Source organism: Marinococcus sp. LNHM4E3-1, assembly GCF_056034405.1.
Map to the genome: position 1 here is coordinate 1 of NZ_JBQLID010000007.1, position 21168 is coordinate 21168.

The 21168-nt window shown below is 49.6% G+C and carries 17 protein-coding genes and 1 riboswitch; of the genes, 4 read left to right on the forward strand and 13 right to left on the reverse strand.

Annotated elements, in window-relative coordinates; translation table 11 throughout:
* The coding region (locus ACTRXI_RS08905) for a transposase (RefSeq protein ID WP_474262078.1) at positions 1–898 on the forward strand (898 nt) is incomplete at its 5' end.
* Positions 899–970: 72 nt separating this feature from the next.
* Here ACTRXI_RS08905 and ACTRXI_RS08910 read toward each other — a convergent pair.
* On the reverse strand, positions 971–1360 hold the full coding sequence (locus tag ACTRXI_RS08910) for a type II toxin-antitoxin system PemK/MazF family toxin (RefSeq protein WP_022792199.1): 390 nt from the start codon (positions 1358–1360) through the stop codon (positions 971–973).
* Positions 1361–1418: 58 nt separating this feature from the next.
* Positions 1419–1685 carry a hypothetical protein gene (locus tag ACTRXI_RS08915; RefSeq protein ID WP_322525078.1) on the reverse strand — a complete coding sequence of 89 codons (267 nt, stop codon included), beginning with the start codon at positions 1683–1685 and terminating at the stop codon, positions 1419–1421.
* Positions 1686–1965: 280 nt separating this feature from the next.
* Positions 1966–2145, forward strand: a riboswitch (Lysine riboswitch).
* A gap of 149 nt (positions 2146–2294) precedes the next feature.
* Here ACTRXI_RS08915 and dapA point away from each other — a divergent pair.
* Positions 2295–3182: a 4-hydroxy-tetrahydrodipicolinate synthase gene (dapA, locus tag ACTRXI_RS08920; protein WP_298785836.1), complete on the forward strand. Its 888-nt coding sequence runs from the start codon at positions 2295–2297 to the stop codon at positions 3180–3182.
* A gap of 105 nt (positions 3183–3287) precedes the next feature.
* Complete coding sequence (gene yidD, locus ACTRXI_RS08925) at positions 3288–3530, forward strand: membrane protein insertion efficiency factor YidD (RefSeq protein WP_322525080.1); 243 nt, start codon at positions 3288–3290, stop codon at positions 3528–3530.
* Here the strand turns inward: yidD and ACTRXI_RS08930 are convergent.
* From ACTRXI_RS08930 to ACTRXI_RS08960, 7 genes are all read right to left on the reverse strand, one after another.
* Entirely contained in the window at positions 3514–4455 is a 942-nt protein-coding gene (locus ACTRXI_RS08930) for a DMT family transporter (RefSeq protein ID WP_474262079.1), read from the reverse strand. The two genes, yidD and ACTRXI_RS08930, sit on opposite strands and share 17 nt — an antisense overlap.
* A 21-nt stretch (positions 4456–4476) precedes the next feature.
* Complete coding sequence (locus tag ACTRXI_RS08935; protein ID WP_474262080.1) at positions 4477–5850, reverse strand: hypothetical protein; 1374 nt, start codon at positions 5848–5850, stop codon at positions 4477–4479.
* Between the two features lie 132 nt (positions 5851–5982).
* A complete protein-coding gene (locus ACTRXI_RS08940) occupies positions 5983–7206 on the reverse strand; it encodes a M24 family metallopeptidase (protein ID WP_474262081.1) in 1224 nt (407 codons plus the stop codon).
* 35 nt (positions 7207–7241) lie between these two features.
* On the reverse strand, positions 7242–8681 hold the full coding sequence (locus ACTRXI_RS08945; RefSeq protein ID WP_474262082.1) for an aldehyde dehydrogenase family protein: 1440 nt from the start codon (positions 8679–8681) through the stop codon (positions 7242–7244).
* A gap of 12 nt (positions 8682–8693) precedes the next feature.
* The gene (locus tag ACTRXI_RS08950; protein ID WP_474262083.1) at positions 8694–9734 is read right to left on the reverse strand and encodes a homoserine dehydrogenase; all 1041 of its coding nucleotides are present in this window, start codon (positions 9732–9734) and stop codon (positions 8694–8696) included.
* A 16-nt stretch (positions 9735–9750) separates the two neighbouring features.
* Complete coding sequence (locus ACTRXI_RS08955) at positions 9751–10965, reverse strand: M20 metallopeptidase family protein (RefSeq protein WP_474262084.1); 1215 nt, start codon at positions 10963–10965, stop codon at positions 9751–9753.
* A 15-nt stretch (positions 10966–10980) separates the two neighbouring features.
* Entirely contained in the window at positions 10981–12186 is a 1206-nt protein-coding gene (locus tag ACTRXI_RS08960) for a cystathionine gamma-synthase family protein (RefSeq protein WP_474262085.1), read from the reverse strand.
* Between the two features lie 203 nt (positions 12187–12389).
* On the opposite strand from ACTRXI_RS08960, the gene ACTRXI_RS08965 reads away from it, so the two are divergent.
* The gene (locus tag ACTRXI_RS08965) at positions 12390–14099 is read left to right on the forward strand and encodes a PucR family transcriptional regulator (protein ID WP_474262086.1); all 1710 of its coding nucleotides are present in this window, start codon (positions 12390–12392) and stop codon (positions 14097–14099) included.
* 39 nt (positions 14100–14138) lie between these two features.
* Here the strand turns inward: ACTRXI_RS08965 and kapB are convergent, their stop codons facing one another.
* From kapB to gltB, 4 genes are all read right to left on the reverse strand, one after another.
* Complete coding sequence (gene kapB / locus ACTRXI_RS08970; protein WP_474262087.1) at positions 14139–14516, reverse strand: sporulation phosphorelay system protein KapB; 378 nt, start codon at positions 14514–14516, stop codon at positions 14139–14141.
* A 19-nt stretch (positions 14517–14535) separates the two neighbouring features.
* Positions 14536–14760 carry a hypothetical protein gene (locus ACTRXI_RS08975; RefSeq protein ID WP_474262088.1) on the reverse strand — a complete coding sequence of 75 codons (225 nt, stop codon included), beginning with the start codon at positions 14758–14760 and terminating at the stop codon, positions 14536–14538.
* Positions 14761–14883: 123 nt separating this feature from the next.
* On the reverse strand, positions 14884–16368 hold the full coding sequence (locus ACTRXI_RS08980; protein WP_474262089.1) for a glutamate synthase subunit beta: 1485 nt from the start codon (positions 16366–16368) through the stop codon (positions 14884–14886).
* Between the two features lie 93 nt (positions 16369–16461).
* Positions 16462–21069: a glutamate synthase large subunit gene (gene gltB / locus ACTRXI_RS08985; protein WP_474262090.1), complete on the reverse strand. Its 4608-nt coding sequence runs from the start codon at positions 21067–21069 to the stop codon at positions 16462–16464.
* Between the last annotated feature and the right edge of the window lie 99 nt (positions 21070–21168).

Consider the following 21168-nt stretch of genomic DNA (forward strand, 5'->3'; position numbering starts at 1 on the left):
TCACCGGGACCGTGAGGTCCATGGAAAAAAGCCCCTGCCTCCCGCCCGCCGCGAACCGGGCGGACGGGAGGTCAAACAAAGCACGACCGATCCTGACAGCGGCTATTACGTCAAAGATGAACGGGAGAAGATGTTTGCCTACAGCTGGCACACCGCCTGCGACCGGCATGGGTTTGTCCTCGGAGCGATCGTGACGGGGGGCAATGTTCATGACAGCCGGGTCTTTCATGATCTGTTGGCCCAGGTGACGGCCCGGATGGGCCGCCCGTATGCCGTCGCGGTGGATGCCGGATATAAAACCCCGGCGATTGCTCATTGGCTTCGCGAGCAGGGCATCCGCCCGGTCATGCCTTATACCCGTCCCAAAGGCCCGCCGGGACGCTTGCGCAAACAGGACTTTGTGTATGATGCCTATCTGGACGCGTATCTCTGTCCCGAGCACCAGGCCCTGCGCTACCGCACCACGACTCGGGACGGCTATCAGGAGTATGTCTCAGATCCCGCCATTTGTCAGTCCTGTCCGCTGCTTGAAACCTGCACCCAAAGCCGGGATCACCGGAAGGTGATTCTCCGCCACGTCTGGCAGGACGATCTGGACGAAGCCGAACACCTTCGACACACTCCGTGGAACCGGAGAACCTATGCGGAACGAAAAGAAACCATCGAACGGATTTTTGCGGATCTCAAACAAAAGCATGGCTTGCGTTGGACGCTCCTCGCCGGAGGGGCAAGAAACTCTGCGCAGGCGATGCTTGTTTATGCGGCGATGAATCTCAAAAAACTCGCCACCTGGCGGTGGCGACAAATAGGCGCTTGTCTATTAGGGCTTCTTTTTTCTTTCGATGGCACAACAAAGGCCTCCGAAATCTATTTTCGGAGGCCTTTGTCTACAATCTAAAACCTTTCCAGTCCGGAAAGGTTTTACGTATCGAAATGCAGGCGGGGGCCCGTAGTCGTTATGTATGATGGATTAATTGAACTCATGCAGGCCAAGGCTTATTTCCAGACCTTTACGTACCTGCTCCATGGTTTCATCATCGAGATGGGTAATTTTATCAGTTAACCGCTGCTTATCAATAGTACGAAGCTGCTCGAGCAGGATAACGCTGTCACGGTCAAATCGATGCTTGGCTGCATCAATTTCTACGTGTGTCGGCATTTTTGCCTTTTTAATCTGTGCCGTAATAGCAGCTACAATCACCGTAGGACTGAAGCGGTTACCAATATTATTTTGAATGATAAGTACGGGGCGGACGCCTCCCTGCTCTGATCCAACTACCGGAGACAGATCCGCAAAAAATACGTCCCCCCGTTTGACTACTTTTTTATGATGCTGATTGTTTTGTTTCGAATCACTCAAACCACCCATTCACCTCCTTTTCCGGTTGCGCGCTCATGCTGCCGGACAGGATGAACAGCTAGTCTTGTTCATGCAGCCGTCGTTCTGTCGTCTGTGTAGATTCTGTTTCGGCATATTCAAATTCAGCGCATATTTCAGCATTTAGTGCAGCCATTTCTGCATATCCGTTCTTCAATTGTTCCTGCATGTCTGTGGATTTTTGTTTTTCAATTTGATCTTTTAATACCTGATGAAAAAAAGAATCCTTTTCTGACTGGGACAGATGTTCGATTTCCGTATAGAGTTCTTTTGGAAGTTCTAGAGCGATCTGCTGAAGCTGCGACATACGTAATTGGCCCCCTAATGTTCTGTTTTCCCTCTCTCATTATATAAGAAAGATTCACTAAAATGAAACGTGTTTTTAAAAATTTTTTGCCCGCCGCGGGCGGAATCCGCTAAAACAGTTGCGGAGAAGGGATAAACAGACAATATTTAATTATGTTTACTCACGCTAAAATCAGGCAATATAGAAAAGATAATTGATTTTCTGCCGTACTATTGTCTTTCGGGGCGTTATCTGCTATGGTGTAGTTAATTAATTTCATATCCTGCTTCTTTATTTGAGAAGTGAGGTTAGAGGCTGCGAAAACTATTAGTACGCTTTAGGAAGAGAATGAGCTCTGGTGATTAAAGCGGAAAGGGGTTTTTGCCGAAGCTGCGGACGACTCAATCGTTCAACGCTGGTCTCGTATTGAATAAATGCGGGACTGTCATACAGATTTTCTGTATGGAGGGCTATCTCACGCACGTGCGGTTCTGCTTAACAGCTGAAGCGTTCCTGCAACGATGGGCTCTTTCCATGGTTGCTTTTTTCGTGTCCGGACGGAGACGAAGACGTGAAACCGCAAGCCCTCTCTTTTTAGGCAAGACTATACTTTTAAGAGGGTGAGTAAACATGAATTTTGGCAGATTGAGTACAGCAATGGTGACTCCATTTGATGAACACGGAGATATAGATTACACAGCATTAACCAGACTGATTAATCATTTGATCAGCACAGGAACAGAAAGCATTGTGGTGGCAGGTACGACCGGCGAATCCCCAACGCTCTCCCATGAGGAAAAAATCTCGTTGTTCCGTCATACTGTCCAGACTGTAAACGGCCGGGTGCCGGTTATTGCAGGCACAGGCTCCAACGATACAAGAGCTTCACTCGCTTTGTCCCTTGAAGCTGAAAAAACCGGCATTGATGCCGTCATGCTTGTAACTCCGTATTATAACAAGCCTTCCCAGGAAGGCATGTACCAGCATTTCCGTACAATTGCTGAAGGAATTAACACTCCGGTTATGCTTTATAACATTCCAGGGCGAAGCGCGGCCGGTATGACACCGGAAACTATTGTACGGCTTTCCCATGTCAGAAACATCTGCTCCATCAAAGAAGCGAGCGGTGATCTCGAAGCTGCGGCCTATATTCTGCAGCATGCACCGCAGGACTTTACCTTATACAGCGGCGATGACAGTCTGACGCTGCCACTGCTGTCTGTTGGAGCTACCGGCGTCGTTTCTGTTTCTGCCCACGTGGCCGGAGAGAGCATGCAGGACATGATCCAGAGCTTCTTTAACGGACAGCCGGTCTATGCCGCTTCCCGGCACCGCGATCTGCTGCCGCTGATGAAATCCATGTTCGCAGCGCCTAGTCCGACTCCGGTAAAAGCAGCTCTTGAGATGCGCGGTATCATTTCCGGCGATGTCCGTCTTCCAATGGTACGTTTAAACGCGGAAGAAGAAGCACTTCTTCGCCAGGTTGTTGAACCAGCAGCCTCCTTTTATGTCGGTTAATACAGAAGTAAGGTTTTAACCCCGCCGGTTCAGGCGGGGTTTTTTAGTTCTGCTTTTATTTATGCTACGCTTTAAGTGCAAAAAAGACTATAGGAGTGCGTATGTATGAAAAAATTGATAGTGGCGCTGATCCGGCTGTATCAACGTTATATTTCCCGGTTCACGCCCCCCTCCTGCCGTTTTTATCCCACCTGTTCGCAGTACAGCATTACTGCCTTTGAGCGCTTCGGATTCTGGAAAGGGGCCTTTTTGACAGTTCGGCGCATTGTCAAATGCCATCCATTTCACCCCGGGGGTTTTGATGAAGTTCCGAAAAAAAAGCAGGCGTCCGCTAAGCATCATACTTAGCAGGCGCCTGTTTTCGTTTTTTTAACAGCAGCTGGTCCACCCACCCGGTGCCAAGCAGCACTCCGGCCACAATGAATATGAATCCTCCAAGCTGAGCCGGTGATACGTTTTCTCCGAGGATAAGCGCCGAGCTTAACAGGCCGAAAAAAGGCACAAAGTTATTAAATATGGCAGTTTTCCCCGGGCCGATTTTCGAAATCGACGCATTATATAAAATCTGGCCGAGGCCGGTAGCAAATACTCCGGAAAGTAAAAACACGAGCCACACCCAGCCAGGAGCTGTAATATACGACTCCCACCCGGACGGGGACAGCACAAAACTGACTGCGAACAAACCAACAGAGCCGAGCATCAGCGTGTAGATCGTTAATACTCTCGGCGCCACCAGTTCAGACGCTTTTTTAATGAATAAAAAGCTCACAGCCTGGGCAGTCATTGCTGCAAAAATAAACGCATCTCCCCTCGCTGCTCCCTGAACAGCCTCCCCGCCTTCTCCGGTGAGATTAATAAGTACTGCCCCGGCAAACCCGGCAAACACCCCGAGCCAGCGAAGCTTCGTAAAGGCATCTCCCAAAAACAGCATGGACAAAAGAGCTGTTGTAATAGGAAGAAGAGCCAGTATGAGCGAGCTTTTTACAGCAGTTGTTTCACTCAGCCCTATAGCTAAAAACGTATGGTGACCGGTCATGCCAAACACTGCAGCCAGCAGAATATACATAAAAGCAGCCCTCGGCACCCGCTCATGCTCTTTGCGCAGAAAAACAAACAAGGCGACAGACAGGCCGGCGAGCAAAATGCGGGCCGCCTGCATATAAACCGGATTTATTTCAGCCACCAGCACCTTCAGCGCCACGACATTAAGTCCCCACATCAGCATAACAAGCATGACGGACCCGTATAATTTTCCAGCTTCGAGTGGACGCATGCTGCATTCTCTCCTTCATTTTTACATTAACGTTTCTCCCAGTACAAATAATACAAGGCTCAACACGACGGCAGCGCTTAGAATAAATGCTGTATTTTTCCTGATTACCTGAATGGTAGTCGCCCCCATTAAATGAGATGTCATAAGTATCGCTCCTGTAAACGGAGACACCTGAACGCCGAGCATCCACGACATGAGCAGCAGCACGGCCATAAACGGAGCCCCAACCCCAAAGATTTCCGGCGAAAGAGCCCCGCCGAGACCAGTGACAATTATTACGGGGTGAATACCTACCGCAGAGAGCCCCATTACGATAGCGACCACCCAGGCAATCAGCAGAATCATATAGCCCTGGGACAAAAAGCTGATGGCTTCAGAAAGCCATCTTCCGGCATCGCTGCTTCGAAGCGCCACACTGAAAAATCCAGCCGTCACAAAAATACCAATTTCGTTGTACAGGCGTTCAAACGAACCGCTTACGTGTTTCCACGTTGACTGTGCAAACGAGACAGCCTGTTTTCGCGCCAGGGCCCACACCCACGGATACAAAAGGGCGAGCACCGAAACAATTGTCAGCATGCTGTATGGCAACAGTGCTTCAAGCAAAAAAGAAGCAGCAAGCAGAATGCCTAAAAATAGTAAAAACGTGCGCATCGAAGACACCGGCGGATTGACTTCTTTTTCTTTCTCTGGAACCGTCCAGGCATCATCGGCGAATGCTGACGAGCGGAAAAATACAACGACCAGAGCTGTCAACACAGCAGCCATCACGATCCCGTAGGGTCCGACTTCTCCCCAGCTCAAATCATAGATGCTTAAAATCAGGGCCATATTTACAAAATACGGCGACCAGAGCATACACGAGCCAAATCCCCTGAGTACCGTTAATGCCATTCTTTTTTTCTCAAAAGATGGAAAGCTTTCTTTAGCAATGCCGTACACAAGCGGCATGGAGCCGAGGTTCAGAATGGCACCAATGCTTGCTGTCACGCCGTAGCCAAGCCGGTGCGGCGGCACTCCTCTTTTTTTGTTCTGTTGTTCGAGATATTGTTGAAAAGCATGCAGATGCCCCGCTTCCGACATGTACGTCCCAATCAGCGGCACCGTTAAAAAGAGGGCAAGCAGCGGCAGGTTTTCTCCGAAGCTTGTCCACACCGTTTGCCAGGAAACACCGTACGTCCAGAACAAAGCAATGCCGACAGCAATCAGCACGTAAACCACACGCCGGTTCAGGGGCGGCATCACAGGCAGGGATGCCACTAGCAGCACCCCGGCAATAAAACTGTATCCGTAGTCGACAAACGGAACGTTTAAAAGCACTTCTAAAAAATAGCAAAATACAGCTGCAAAAGCTGCAGCTCCCAGTGTTGGTTTTATGTAGGCCTGCCGGTTCATGATCATTCCCCGTTTTAGTCAAATCTTCATTGCAAACACCTTTATGCTACCACTATCCGGAAAAAATAGCCAACACCCGCATATCATTCATAAAAAAGCGGACTCCTTTTTTGGAAGTCCGCTGCCTGTTTCTTATCTATAGTGGGCGTTCAATCGGTTTTCCGCAAAACCGTCACCGAGTACCCCGGGTTCTTTTACATACATATCCCGCGGCACGTGACTGAGCAGTTCACAGCCATTTTCCGTAATGCGGATCGATTCTGTAATCTCTACCCCGTGGTCATCAAGCCAGATGCCAGGCATCAGGTGAAACGTCATGTTCGGCTGCAAAATAGTGTGATCACCCTTCCGGAAGCTGACCGTATGCTCGCCCCAGTCCGGCGGATAGCTGAGCCCGATGGAGTAGCCGAGGCGGGATTCCTTAAAATACCCGCGTCTTGCGATCGTCCGGCTCCACACGCTTTCCACTTCTTCTGCCGTCATCCCCGGCTTAATTGAATCCATCGTAGTTTCGATGCCTTCAACGACCGTTTCCGAGAGATCATACATTTTTTCAGGAGCCTGGCCGATTGCCATCGTCCGTGCCATTGGAGTATGATAGCGCATATACGCGCCGGCAATTTCAATCGTTAAAAAGTCCCCGTAGTTATATTTCCGGTCCGTCCATGTCAAATGCGGGGTAGCTGTATTTTCGTTCGCGGGAATCATCGGCACAATCGACGTATAATCTCCACCGAATTCCTTTGTTCCAAGAATCTGAGCATTGGTGATAGCCGCAGCTACTTCATTTTCACGAACGCCGACATCTACCGTATCAAAACCAGCCTGCATGGCATTTTCGAGTATACGTCCGGCGCGGTACATGCACTCAATTTCCGCTTCTGATTTTACCAGCCGGACCCAGTTGACAAGCGTGCTGAAATTACGGAATTCGGCATTTGGGAGACCAGCCTGGATTCGTTCATAGCACATGGCGGTAAAATAAAATGCATCCATCTCCAAACCAATTTTACGGTTGCCCTGGCCGATCTCGGTCAGGATGTTCGCTGCGAAATCCATAGGGTGCTTGATCGTCGACTGCACAAATTCATCAGGATACGGAATGATATGGTCTTCGTCAAGCCATGTAGTGACGGTAGCGCTGTGGGCATCCATTTCCCGCCCGATCCATAATGGCTGATCTTCGTCAATCATCACAATCACCATTTGATGCACATAAAACGACCATGCGTTATATCCTGTTAAATAGTACATGTTCGATGGATTGGAGACCAATAGCACTTCAATACCGTATTCCATCATTTTCATTTTCGTCTGGTTCATTCTCGTCAGGTACTCATCTTTTTCAAATAACATGAGCTGATCCCCCCTTTTATCCCGTTTACATTTAATTATTCATCAATGGTAAAGCATACGAGCCGTTTTTCCGACATTTCTTCAATGGCAAATGCTACGCCTTCGCGGCCGATGCCTGAATGCTTAACGCCGCCAAATGGCATGGCATCGATCCGGAAATCGCTGCTGTCGTTTACCATGACACCGCCGACGTGAAGCTTGCGTACAGCCTTCAGCGCTAAATTGATATCATTCGTATAAATGCCGGCCTGCAGACCGAAAGGCACACTGTTCGAGCGTGTGACTGCTTCATCAAACGTTGCCACAGAAGCAAGTATTACTACCGGGCCGAACACTTCTTCTTTTACAATCGTTATATCCTCCGGCACGTTCGACAGAACAGTCGGCTCGATAAAGGCGCCGTGCCGTTTGCCGCCGGCAAGCACTTTGGCTCCTGCCTCCACTGCTTCTTCAATCCAGCTTTCAATCCGTTTGGCTTCTTTTTCATTGATTACCGGGCCGATATCCGAATCCTTATCCATCTTTCTGCCTGCACGCACCTGTTTGGCTTTATCTACAAACGATGCTTCAAACGCTTCGTAAATTTCTTCGTGTGCATACACCCGCTGGACACTCAGGCAGTTCTGGCCGGCAGCTCCAAACGCTCCGTCCACGCCTGACTGGGCCGCCTTTTCAATGTCTGCGTCCTTCCAGATAATAAACGGGGAATTCGAGCCCAGCTCCATGGACAGCTTTTTCAGTCCTGCTTTATGGGCAATGCTTTTTCCTGTTTCATAGCCACCGGTAAAGCTGATCATCTGAACGTCTTCTGCTTCAACCAGAATGTCGCCGATGTCACGGCCTCTTCCTGTAATTACTGTGAGTACTTTTTTCGGCAGACCGGCGGCAATAAACGCTTCGGCCAGCTTTAACGCACTGAGCGGTGTTTCTGTTGCCGGCTTCACAATCACAGCATTCCCGGCGGCAATCGCCGGTGCTACCTTGTGTGCCACTAGATTCAATGGATCGTTAAACGGCGTGATAGCTGCTACAACGCCTACCGGGAAGTGATAATAGTACCCCATCCGGTTCGTATTGCCTTCCATCTGGTCGAAATTAATCGATTCCCCGGAAAGACGGCGTGCTTCTTCCGCTCCAAGACGTATCGTCTCAGCGGTCCTGCGTGCCTCACCGGAAGCTTCCGCTATCGTTTTGCTTCCTTCAAGAGCAATGATTTCCGCAAACTCCTCTGCATGATCAAGCACATAATCCGCTACTTTATTTAATATATCCATACGTTCCCGGACGCTCAGCGCTTCGGCGATTTCCTTTCCTTCCACAGCAATCCGCACAGCTTCGCGCGCATCGTCACTGCTTGCCATCGGCACTGTGCTGATAACGGACTGATCCTCGGGATTGACGACGTCCAGCGTTTGTTCCCGGCCGACCCATTCTCCGCCGAGCAGCATCTTTTGCTCTGTGATTTTTGTTGTCATATTATCCCGCCTTTATATAGTATTTCGGTCCATGTTAATCAAATCGATCAACAATGCAAATCCTGTTTCCGGCACGCCGGCCCCGGCGCCCATCAGCGTAATCGGACCGCTCAGGTCGCATTCATAAGTGACCGCGTTTACCGCACCTCCGACGTTAGCGAGGGCGTCATCTTCAGAGAGCAGCTCTGGTTTTACAGACCCCTTGATTGTGCCGTTGACGTTTTCAACGCGCCCGATCAGCTTCCAATGCTTATTTTCATTTTTTGCCTGCTGCATATCTTCTGCAGAAAGAGATGTAATTCCTTGGCGTTCCACATCCTCTTTTTTCAAATCTGCTCCCATAACCACGTTGGCTAGAATGACTACTTTATACAATACATCATAGCCTTCAACATCGCTCGTGGGATCTGCTTCCGCGTATCCGCGGGATTGTGCCTCTTTTAAAGCTTCGCTGTATTCCATGCCCTGCTCCATCTGGGTGAGCATGTAATTGGTCGTTCCGTTCATGATTCCTTTAATGGAAGTAATCCGGTTTCCGGAAAGGCTTGTAAGCGGCATCCGGATTGCCGGTGTTCCGCTCATGACCGTTCCTTCGAATAAAAACCGTACCCCGTTCTCTTCCGCCAGTGCCTGAAGCTCTTTGTAGGCAAGGGCTACGGGGCCTTTATTCGTAAGAACAGCATTTTTGCCGGCCTTGAGCGCCGTTTTACAGTGGTCAATCGCCGGCTGGCCGGTCTCCACATTGGTGAACGTAATTTCGATCACGGTATCAGCGTTCGACTGGGTAATCGTTTCGATGCTGTCCCACCCGCGAACGAGCCCTTCGGTATCAGGGTAGTTTTCGACTGTCCCGTCTTTTTTCAGGCAGTCGAGCACCTTCTGCATGTCAAGGCCGTCCGGGTGGTGAAGGGAGCCTTTGTACAAATCGGAAACAGAAACTACCACAAAGTCGGAACCAAACGTTTCCTTCAGCCAGCTTCCCCGTTCCAATAGTATTTCTGCAAGGCCCCGGCCCACTCCGCCAAACCCTATAAAGTCTAATTTATGCGGCATATTTTTTCCTCCCAGTCTAATCTGTCTTGTGCTTTGTCATATAGTGTACAGCTGCTCCTGCAAGCAGGGAAGCTCCAATTGGTAAAATGGTTTCTTCAATATCAAACTGGGGCATGTGCAGCCCGCTGTCTGCGCGATCAGGATAGCCTGCGCCGAGAAACATCATGCAGGACGGCACCTCGCGGGCCATGTAACTGAAATCTTCTCCGCCCATGCCATAGGATTCTTCGTGAATAACCGTTTCCGGGTATAGTTCTTCAAGTACGGTCCGGTAGGCCTTTACTGCTTCGGGACTGTTGACGAGCGCCGGCTCTCCTTCAGCGATCGTTACCTCCTGGGAGGCATTCATCGTCTCGGCTATGCGGAAGGCCTGCTGCAGCTCCTCACGCAGCCGCTTGCGGGTGGCGTCCGAATAGCTGCGCATTGTGCCCCGGATACGGACTTCGTCCGGTATAACGTTCGTAGAAGCTCCTGCCTTTAATTCGCCGATACTCACCACTGCCGGCTCAAGCGGAGACGTCCGCCGTGAAACGATTCCCTGCATCGCCTGCATCACAAACGTGCTGATCCACACCGGGTCAGTGGCAAGATGCGGATAAGCACCGTGGCCGCCGCTTGCACGAATGACCCCTTCAAACGTATCGATGCCTGCCATGCTCGGGCCTTCCTGCAGCCTTACGTGACCAGGCGTGAACTCAGGGTCCATATGAAGGGCAAAGGCTGCCCGGGCCCCTTCTAGCCAACCGCGACTGATCAGATACGGACTGCCGGTGCTACCGTATTCATCTGTATCTTCTTCTGCCGGCTGAAAAATGAAGCGGATGGTGCCGTTTAAAAGCTCCTGCTGCTTATGAAGCACAAAGCAGGCACCGAGCAGCATGGCGGTATGGGCGTCGTGCCCGCACGCATGCATTTTCCCTTCATACGTGGAAGCATAATCACAGTCGTTCTCTTCCTGGATCGGGAGGGCGTCAATATCTGCACGCAAAATGACGAGAGGGCCGTCACCGGCCCTAAGCTCTGCAATTACGGCCGTATCGAGACCCGTTTCTTCTCTGCCACTGTAAATTCTTAAATCCTGAAGTCCGGCAAGCGTCGCTTTAATAAATGATGCTGTTTCATGCTCTTCAAAGCTCAGCTCGGGACGGCGGTGCAGGCCGCGCCTCCACTCCACCAGCTGCTCCCGGATCGCTTCTGCTTCTTCTTTAATCGTTTTGGTCACTATAGTCATCGCTCCAACCGCCCTTTATTTTTGCACGCTTTCGGCTTTTGGCAGCGAAGCCAGTGCCTGTTCCAAATCGTTAATAAGATCATCTGTGTCTTCAATTCCGACCGAGTAGCGCACGAGGCTTTCCGGAATACCGAGAGCTGCGCGTTCTTCCGGTGTATTCTCTACGTGGCTCGTCGTTCTTGCCGGTCCTACCGTCGTTTCCACCGACCCCAGATTTGCTGCACGGTTAGCGTACTCGAGTTTTGGCAGGAACTGGCGCACAGCATCCATTCCGCCTTTTAACGAGAAGCTGAACATGCCGCCGAACTGTTTCATTTGTTTCTCTGCAATATCATGACCCGGATGAGTTTTGAGCCCCGGATAGAATACCTGATCCACCTGCTCATGATTTTGCAGGTGTTCAGCGATCCTCATAGCGGATTCGCACTGCTGGCGCACCCGGAGATGAAGCGTCTTCATGCCCCGGATCATCAGGTAGGCAGCCATTGGATCCATCGTCGCTCCGTTGATTTCGCGGTAATGGAAGATCTTTTCGACCAGATCCTTACGGCCGCAAACTGCCCCGCCGAGGGCATCCGCGTGCCCGCCCAGAAACTTCGTTGCGCTGTGAATAACAAGATCCACACCAAATTCGATCGGGTTCTGGTTGATTGGGGTTGCAAATGTGTTATCAACAAACACAAGCGCTCCCACTTCCTTTGCCACCCTGGTCATTCGTTCGATATCAGTAATTTTCACCGTTGGATTGGTTGGTGTTTCAAGGTATAAAATATCGCAGCCTTTACGGACTTCTGCCTCAATCTCTTCATGGTTGCCCGTTTCACAGAGCGACACATCAATATCCATGTGCGGCAGAAATTCGGTAAAGATTTTGTTTGTACCACCGTACGTATCCTTCATGGATACTACCCGGTCGCCCGGACGGAGGAACGTAGCCAGAGAGTTACTGATCGCAGCCATGCCGGTCGAAAAGCTCGTAGCCGCCTCAGCATCTTCCAAAATTCTGATTTTTTCTTCGAACGATTGCAGGGTAGGGTTCGTATTCCGACCATAGATATGCCCTTCTTTCTTTCCTGTTGCTACCTCATACCAATGGTCCAGATCGTCATACGTATAGGCAACACTGTGGACTACCGGAACCTGGGTCGCTCCAAATGCCCGGTATTCTTTTTCTCCTGCCCATACTGCTTTTGTTGAACGATTAATGTGTGTGTTTGTCATGATTGAACACAACCTTCCCTGTTACTATTTTTTCTCTACCTTCAGTGTATAGATTATCTGTTTAAATTCCATTCACACAATTGTATGAAGTTTCGCACTTTCTTTTGCACAATGTGCATGACACATTATCTTCCATGCAAATATGGTAAAATAATAATCAGAAGATGAATTTACGTTTTGGTATTGTAAAGGGGTGTCTGGCGATGATTTCTATGCAACAAGTATTACAGCTTCCGATTATGAACACGGCCCTTCCACTCACATCGAATGCCGATTCAAGCTCTATTACCGTTTACTGGGCCTCGGTTATAGAAACACCTGTGGAAGATTTCGTCCGGCCACGGGAATTAATTTTAAGCTCCGGGATCGGATGTCAAAACGAGAAGGATCTGCTTGAGTTTATTGAAGAGCTGATGGAAGCAGGAGCGAGCGGTTTGATTTTGTCTGTAGGCCACTACATCTCCTCCATTCCTGACAACGTGATCGACTTTTGCGAGTCAAAAGCGTTTCCGCTCGTGGAAATTCCGTGGGAGATCCGTTTTTCGGACATTACAGAAGCGATTTCCGAAGCCCTTCATAAAAGCTCTCTCCGCTCCATCGACGTTTCAAATAAAATCCGCACAGACCTTCTCGAAATCATACTTGAAGGCAAAGGCATGGAGGCAATTGCCTCTTACGTATACGAACAGCTGCATATACCAATGCTTGTAGTCGATAAGCGCGGACGCCTGAAGACGCAGACGGACCGTTCGTCGGGCCTCGCCGAATGGTGGAACCAGTATTTAAGCCAGGGAGGGAATCCACTTTTCCCCCCTTTCCAGCAGTCAGATCCCGAAAAAAGCCTGCCGGCCAACATGGAATGGATGGATACAGATACCGGCACCCTGCTGCGCCTAACTGTGCAGACGACCCAGGATATTCAGGGTTATATGATCTTCCAGTGGCCTACCCATAAAGAAAAGCACGATGTATTTGAAGAATACACCCTGCTTCTGCTTGAACATTCGGTCACCACTTCCGCTCTCTGCTTTTTGCATGACCAGACAGCGCTTGAAACCGAGATGCGCCTGAAGGATGATTTTGTCTGGAGCCTGGCAAAGGATAATTACGAATCCCGGGACCAGGCGCTTTCGCGCGGTAAATCATTAGGCTATAACCTTGAGCTCCCTTATATCTGCTTTGTAGCCAAACCTGAAAATGTCGAACGGGTGTTTCACGCAGAATCCCCGCCGCTTTCCTATGATCACTGGCTTGAACAGATTGGCTATATGTTTGAGGAAGAAGTTTCCCACGCGAGCCGTTATTTAAAAGCACGCGTGATGAGCACGTTCCAAAAATCCGAGCTGATTGTGTATCTGGAAATGCACCCAACCATGATGTATGACACGGTATATTATTTTGCAGAAACGGTGCAGTACCGCCTCGAACAAAAAATCCCCCACCTCATCATTTCCTGGGGGGTAAGCAAGACAGCTGCACCCTGGGAATTTGTTACAAGCTTTTCGGAGGCTTCCTCTGCTCTTGATGCCGGACGCAGGCAGCGGGGATTCGGCTACATTCATACGTATGAAGACACTCGTTTTGACCGGGCTCTGATGTCTCTGTCTAAAAATGAAGAAATCCGCCAGATCGCTGAAGCTACAGTTGCCCCCCTCCATCATTATTCCGTCGAACGGGGCATTGATTTAATGAAAACGGTCCGCACCTACAATGAATGCAAGGGCAATGTCAGTCAGACCTCCCGGGAATTAAATCTCCACCGCCAGTCCCTGCTATACCGTTTGAAAAAAATCGAATCCCTTACGAGCTGTGATTTGAATAATTCCGATGACCTGTTTTTAATTGAACTGTCTATTCGGCTCCATACAGCCGGAGCCCTGTTTGTTACCGATGAGCGCACTCCTCATGTATAAAAAGGATAAATACAAAAATAACTCTGCCCGCGGGCAGAGTTATAGTAGTTTTTGCCGTTCATAATCAGCTTTTACCGCATGGAGCGTTTTCAGCGATTTCTGGGAAAATTCGTCCTCTTTGCTTTCGAGCTCCCGCTCGTAAGCATCAAACGCCTGTCGAAGAGACTCTTTATACGTCATGTCCGGTACTGTTTCAAGCGGCTTCACCGCTTTTTTCTGCACCCAGATTTTTTCTTTTTCCGCTAGTGCCCGGCGTTCATGGAAAACCGGCACATTTGTCTTCTTCGGCTGGTGCAGGTCTCCCTGCCGCGGGTGTTCGAGCACCACTTGTACTTCCATCAGCCACTGTTCGGGATTTTCTTTTACAGGGATTCCAACGTAAACTCCTGATTTATAAGGAAATCGATATTGTTCCATCTTTTTTCCACCTTTCCTGTCAGCCTCCCGGCGTTATAGCGACAAACCATTCCCACAGCTTTTCTGCCCAGGGGACCAGATGCGTGTTTGTCCATTCATTGTATTCGTTCCATCCAAAAAGCACCTGGGCCATCTCCCCGGAAAATGAAACCATTACAAACAATAACGTCGTTGCTAGAATAAGGACGATAATGACTGCATAAATAATTACTGCTGTTAAAATCCCTTTTGCAACTTTTTTCAATGTGACTCCTACTCCAACAAAGTTTTAATCTATTGTATCAGATTATTAATAAAAATTCATTGCAGTACGTGAAATTTAATAATCTTTTCTTGAAAAAGCCCGGACCCTCCGGACTTTTTCATTCTACTGCAGGTTAGTCGTTCCCATCAGGAAACGGTCGCATTCGCGGGCCGCTTCACGTCCTTCATGGATAGCCCAAACTACAAGGCTTTGACCGCGGCGGTTGTCGCCTGCTGCAAATACTTTTTCATGATTTGTAACATAGCTTCCGTATTCAGCGTTCACTGTACTTCTTTCTGTACGTTCGATTTCCATCTGCTCAAGCAGCTCCTGCTCGGGTCCTGTAAAGCCAACGGCGAGCAGTACGAGATCGGCTTTCCATACACGCTCGGTTCCAGGCACTTCGTGACGGACTTTTTTGCCGTCTTCAAAGACCGTTTCCACTTCCACCGTATGAATTTCCTTTACCTGCCCTTTTTCGTTTCCGACAAATTTCTTTGTCATTACTTTATAGGCACGCGGGTCCTCGCCCTGCAGAGCAGCTGCTTCTTTATGCCCGTCTTCCTGCTTATAAACAAGTGGATACAGCGGCCACGGGTTGTCTTCCGGACGTTCATTATCTTTTTCTTTATTGATATCAAACTGGGTCAGAGAAGCGCAGTTGTGACGGAGTGAGGTCGTAATACAGTCCACCCCGGTGTCCCCGCCGCCGATGACGATCACATGCTTATCCTTTGCACTGATATATCTGCCGTCTTCAAGGTTCGAATCCAATAGGGATTTTGTATTGCCACGCAGAAAGTCCATCGCATAGTGAATTCCTTTCAAACCGCGTCCTTCTGCCGGAACATCGCGATGATTCTGCGCGCCTGTACAGAGAATAACTGAATCGTATTCTTCATCGAGCTGTTCGGAGGTAATATCTTTTCCTACATCGACACTCGTCCGGAACTCGATCCCCTCTTCTTCCATAATATCTGTTCTTCTTGTAATGGTTTCATTTTCAAGCTTTACTTCCGGAATTCCATAGGCAAGCAGTCCGCCGATGCGGTCGTCTTTTTCGAATACCGTCACCGTATGGCCGGCCCGGTTCAGCTGCTGGGCAGCTGCAAGTCCTGCCGGTCCGGAACCGATTACCGCTACTTTTTTGCCAGTTCTTGTTCTTGGCGGCTCGGCTGTAATCCAGCCTTCCTTAAATCCTTTTTCCACAATGTGGTATTCAATGGATTTGATGGTTACCGGGTCATCGTTGATGGCTACGGTGCACGAGCCTTCGCACGGAGCCGGGCACACTCTCCCGGTGAATTCCGGGAAATTGTTCGTTTTATGGAGACGTGTCAATGCTTCCTGCCATTTTCCGCGATAGACAAGATCATTCCATTCCGGAATCAAATTGTATACGGGACAGCCAATTTCATCGGAACCGACCATGGAAGTACCAGCCTGGCAGAACGGGATCGCACAGTCCATACAGCGGGCGCCCTGTTCCTGAAGCTTATCTTCCGGCATCATGATCTGGAACTCCTGCCAGTTTTTCACCCGTTCGAGCGGGTCCAATTTACTTGGAGCTTCTCTTTTATATTCCAGAAAACCTGTTGGTTTCCCCATTTCCCTCACTCCCACTTTAGAAATCGTTGTATGCTGTTCATTCAACGCCTTTATTCGAAAAGCCAGGAAGGCTGTGAAAGCCTTCCCGGACTGTTAATTTCCAGTGACTTTTTCTTTATCTTTGTCTTCTTCCGTCGTTGCTTCCTGAAAAGCTTCAAGCACAGCATCCGCTTCGCTCAAGCCGTTGTCTATTCTTTCCTGGATCGACTGCAGCATTGCCTGGTAGTCGTACGGAATAACCTTCACGAAATGTTTGCGCTCGGTCTCCCAGGCAGCCAGGATACGCTCTGCTGCTTCGCTGCCCGTCTGTTTTCCGTGCGCTTCAATCATCTGCTGGATCTCCTGCTCGTCTCTGGCAGATTCGATCACTTCAAGACCTACCATTTCGCTGTTGTATTTACTTTCAAGCGTATGGTCAGGGTCATACACGTACGCTACGCCGCCAGACATCCCTGCTGCAAAGTTTTTACCGGTAACACCGAGATTGACGACAACACCGCCGGTCATATATTCACAGCCATGGTCCCCGACGCCTTCGACTACGACTTTTGCCCCGCTGTTTCTGACACAGAAACGCTCACCGGCTACTCCGCGGATGTAAGCCTCCCCGGAAGTGGCTCCGTAAAAGGTCGTGTTTCCAATAATAATATTGTCTTCCGCATCAAATGTAGAAGTATCCGGCGGCGTGACAATCAATTTTCCGCCTGACAGTCCTTTGCCGATATAGTCGTTGGCATCGCCAATCAGGCTCATCGTCATGCCTTTAGGAATAAACGCCCCAAAGCTCTGGCCGGCCGAACCGTAGAAAGTAAATCTGATAGTGTCCTCAGGCAGACCTTCGGCACCGTACTTCTGCGTAATTTCGCTTCCGAGCATCGTCCCGGCCACACGGTTGGTATTTTGGATATCAAACTCTCCAAACACCGGTGTCTGTGATTCAAGGGCATCCTTTGCCGCATGCTTTAACAACGTTTCGTCAAGAGAGATATTCAACTCATGGTCCTGCTTAATATGGGCCACGTGCTTGGATTGATTTTTCGCTTTCGGACGGTGAAGCAGATTCGACAGATTCACCGTCTGTGCTTTTTTATTGTTTACCGAGTCTACCTGCTTCAGCACTTCGGTATGGCCAACCATATCATCAATGCTGCGGAAGCCGAGTTCTGCCATAATTTCACGAAGCTCTTCGGCCACAAAGGTCATGAAGTTTACGACGTTATCCGGTTTGCCCATGAACTTTTTACGCAGTTCAGGATTTTGTGTAGCCACACCTACTGGGCATGTATCGAGATGACACACACGCATAATGACACAGCCAAGTACCACGAGCGGTGCCGTGGAAAATGCATATTCTTCCGCACCGAGAAGAGCCGCCACCGCTACATCGCGGCCTGTCATCAGCTTGCCGTCTGTTTCCACAGAAATCCGGTTCCGCAAATTGTTCATGACAAGCGTCTGATGCGTCTCAGCGAGCCCAATTTCCCATGGCAGGCCGGCATGCTTAATGCTTGTACGGGCAGCGGCACCCGTGCCGCCATCGTAACCGCTGATGACTACATGGTCAGCCCGGCCTTTCGCGACGCCGGCGGCAATCGTACCGACACCGGTTCCTGAAACGAGCTTCACACTGACCCGGGCGTTCGGATTCGCATTTTTCAAATCATGGATCAGCTCTGCCAAATCTTCAATCGAATAGATATCATGGTGCGGCGGCGGCGAAATCAGGCCAACACCTGCCGTCGTACCCCGCACCTCCGCAATCCACGGATATACTTTTTTGCCGGGAAGCTGTCCGCCTTCGCCAGGCTTTGCCCCCTGGGCAATTTTAATTTGTATTTCGTCGGCGTTGACCAGGTAGTGACTTGTAACACCAAAACGTCCCGAAGCTACCTGCTTGATCGCACTCCGGCGCAGGTCACCGTTTTCATCCGGCGTAAACCGCTCTGGATTTTCCCCGCCTTCGCCCGTATTTGATTTACCGCCGATGCGGTTCATGGCGATGGCAAGTGCCTCATGAGCCTCCTCGGAGATAGAGCCGAATGACATTGCTCCAGTTTTGAAGCGTTTAAAGATATTTTCTGCCGGCTCCACTTCGTCGATGCTGATCGGCTCGCGGACTCCTTTATTAAATTCAAGCAGGCCGCGGAGCGTTGTCTGCTCCTGTTCCTGTTTATCAATAGCGTCTGAATACTTTTTAAACAGCGTGAAATCGTTAGTTTTCGCGGCGTGCTGCAGCATATGGATCGTATGTGGATTGTATTGATGAGGTTCACCGTACCGTCTCCACTGCAGGTCATCCCCAGGGTCAAGCGTCATATCCAGTCCTTCGCGGTCATTGTAGGCCCGGAAGTGGCGTTCAAGAACGTCTTCTGCAATAATTTCTGTGCTTACACCGCCGATTCTTGAGGACGTCCATGTAAAATAGCGGTTGATTACTTCGTCATTAATACCGACAGCCTCAAAAACCTGGGCGCCCCGGTAGCTCTGCACCGTGGAAATGCCTATTTTTGAGAGGACCTTCATGATACCCTTTGTAGCACCTTTAATATACGTGCTTACCGCTTCCACATACGAACCTTCCATCAATCCTTCTTTGATCATGTCGTCAACCGAATCAAAGACAAGGTACGGATTGATTACTTCTGCGCCGTAACCGAGCAGCACCGCGAGATGGTGTACTTCCCGCGGCTCGGCACTTTCAAGCACCAGACTGACATCTGTACGGCGGCCCGTACGGATGAGATGGTGATGCAGCCCGCCGACCGCAAGCAGCGCCGGGATCGGAGCGTAAGTCCCGTTCACGTCACGATCGCTTAAAATAAGAATAGTCGAGCCTTCCTCAATAACCTGGTCCGCCTGCTCAAATATACGTTCAAGAGCACGTTCCATTTCATTGGCTCCCTTTGCTGCTTCAAAGACGATGGAAAGCGTAGAAGCTGCAAATCCTTCCAGTTTATTGGAGCGGAGCTTGGCTAAATCTTCGTTGTTGACAATTGGCTTTTTTAAATACAGCTGCTGGGCGTGCGATGGCTTTGGATCGAGCAGGTTGCCCTGCTTTCCGATAGTCGTGCCGACAGCAGTAACTATTTCCTCGCGGATAGCGTCTATCGGCGGGTTTGTCACCTGTGCAAACAGCTGTTTGAAGTAGTTGTATAACAGCTGCGGCTTTTTGGAAAGCACTGCAAGCGGAGAGTCGTAGCCCATCGAGCTGACCGGATCTCCTGAACCTGTGGCAAGCGGCTTGACCACTTTTTCCAATTCCTCATATGTGTAGCCGAAAGCAAGCTGACGCTGCTCCAATTTTTCGAAATTAGTGTTGTAAACGTCCTGACTTTCCAGCATATCCTCTAAATCCGTCAGGTATTCGTCTGTCCATTCCTGGTATGGATGCTCGCCGGCAATTTTGTCCTTAATCTCTCCGTCAGGAACGATACGCCCTTCTTCAAGATCCACAAGCAGCATATGGCCGGGATGCAGACGCTCTTTATATAAGACGTCTTCGGGAGCGATATCAAGCACTCCCACCTCTGAAGACATAACAATCTGGTCGTCTTTAGTAACATAATAACGGGCCGGACGCAGGCCATTTCTGTCGAGACAGGCACCGATCTGGCTTCCGTCCGTGTATGCGATGGCTGTAGGCCCGTCCCACGGCTCCATTAAGCAGCTGTGGTACTGATAAAACGCACGTCTCTTTTCATTCATAAGCGGGTTGTTCTGCCACGGCTCAGGAATCATCATCATGGCAGCATGAGGCATTTTATGTCCGGACAGCGTCAAAAATTCAAACGCGTTATCAAACATCGATGAGTCACTGCCTTCAGCATCCACAACCGGATGAACCTTCTCCATGTCGCTGCCAAACAATTCTGATTCAAACTTCGGCTCCCTGGCATGCATCCAGTTAACATTCCCTTTAATCGTGTTGATCTCCCCGTTATGGATGAGATAACGGTTCGGGTGCGCCCGCTCCCAGCTTGGGAATGTATTCGTGGAGAAACGGGAATGCACAAGCGCGAGCGCCGTTTCAAACTGCCGGTCATTTAAATCTTTATAAAACTGGTTCAGCTGCTCTGTCGTAAGCATCCCTTTATACACAATGGTCCGTGAGGACAGACTTGCAAAATAGAAGCTGTCCTGGTCATGAAGCTTAACCCCGTGCTCATGCTCAGACCGTTTTCTGACAATATACAATTTTCGCTCAAAATCTTCTCTCGTTTTTACATTTTCCGGGCGCTTAATAAACAGCTGGCGGATGGCAGGCATAGCCGAGAGTGCCGCGTTTCCGAGCATCGAATCGTCAGAAGGCACTTCGCGCCAGCCGAGCAGCGGCAGCCCCTCTTCTTCAACCATTTTTTCAATGGCCTGTTCGCACTGGGCACGCCTGGTGTTATCTACAGGCAGAAACAGCATCCCAACCCCGTAATCGCCTTCCTCCGGCAGCGAAAAACCGAGCTCATTTTCTTTATTTTTAAAGAAACGGTGCGGAATCTGCAGAAGCATTCCCGCGCCGTCCCCGGTATTTACTTCATCTCCCTGACCGCCGCGGTGGTCCAGGTTTCTTAAAATTTGCAATCCTTTTTCAACAATGTCGTGTGATTTTTTCCCTTTAATATCCGCAAGAAAGCCGATCCCACAGTTATCCTTCTCAAACTGGGAGTCATACAAGCCTTCTTTATAATTTTTTCTAGGCAATAACATATACCCCTCTCCACCTCTCTCCATGGTGTCCAAATTTAAATTGGTTTGCATATTATATCATTTTTCTAAACATTCGACAAATTAAGATTTGAGTTTCAC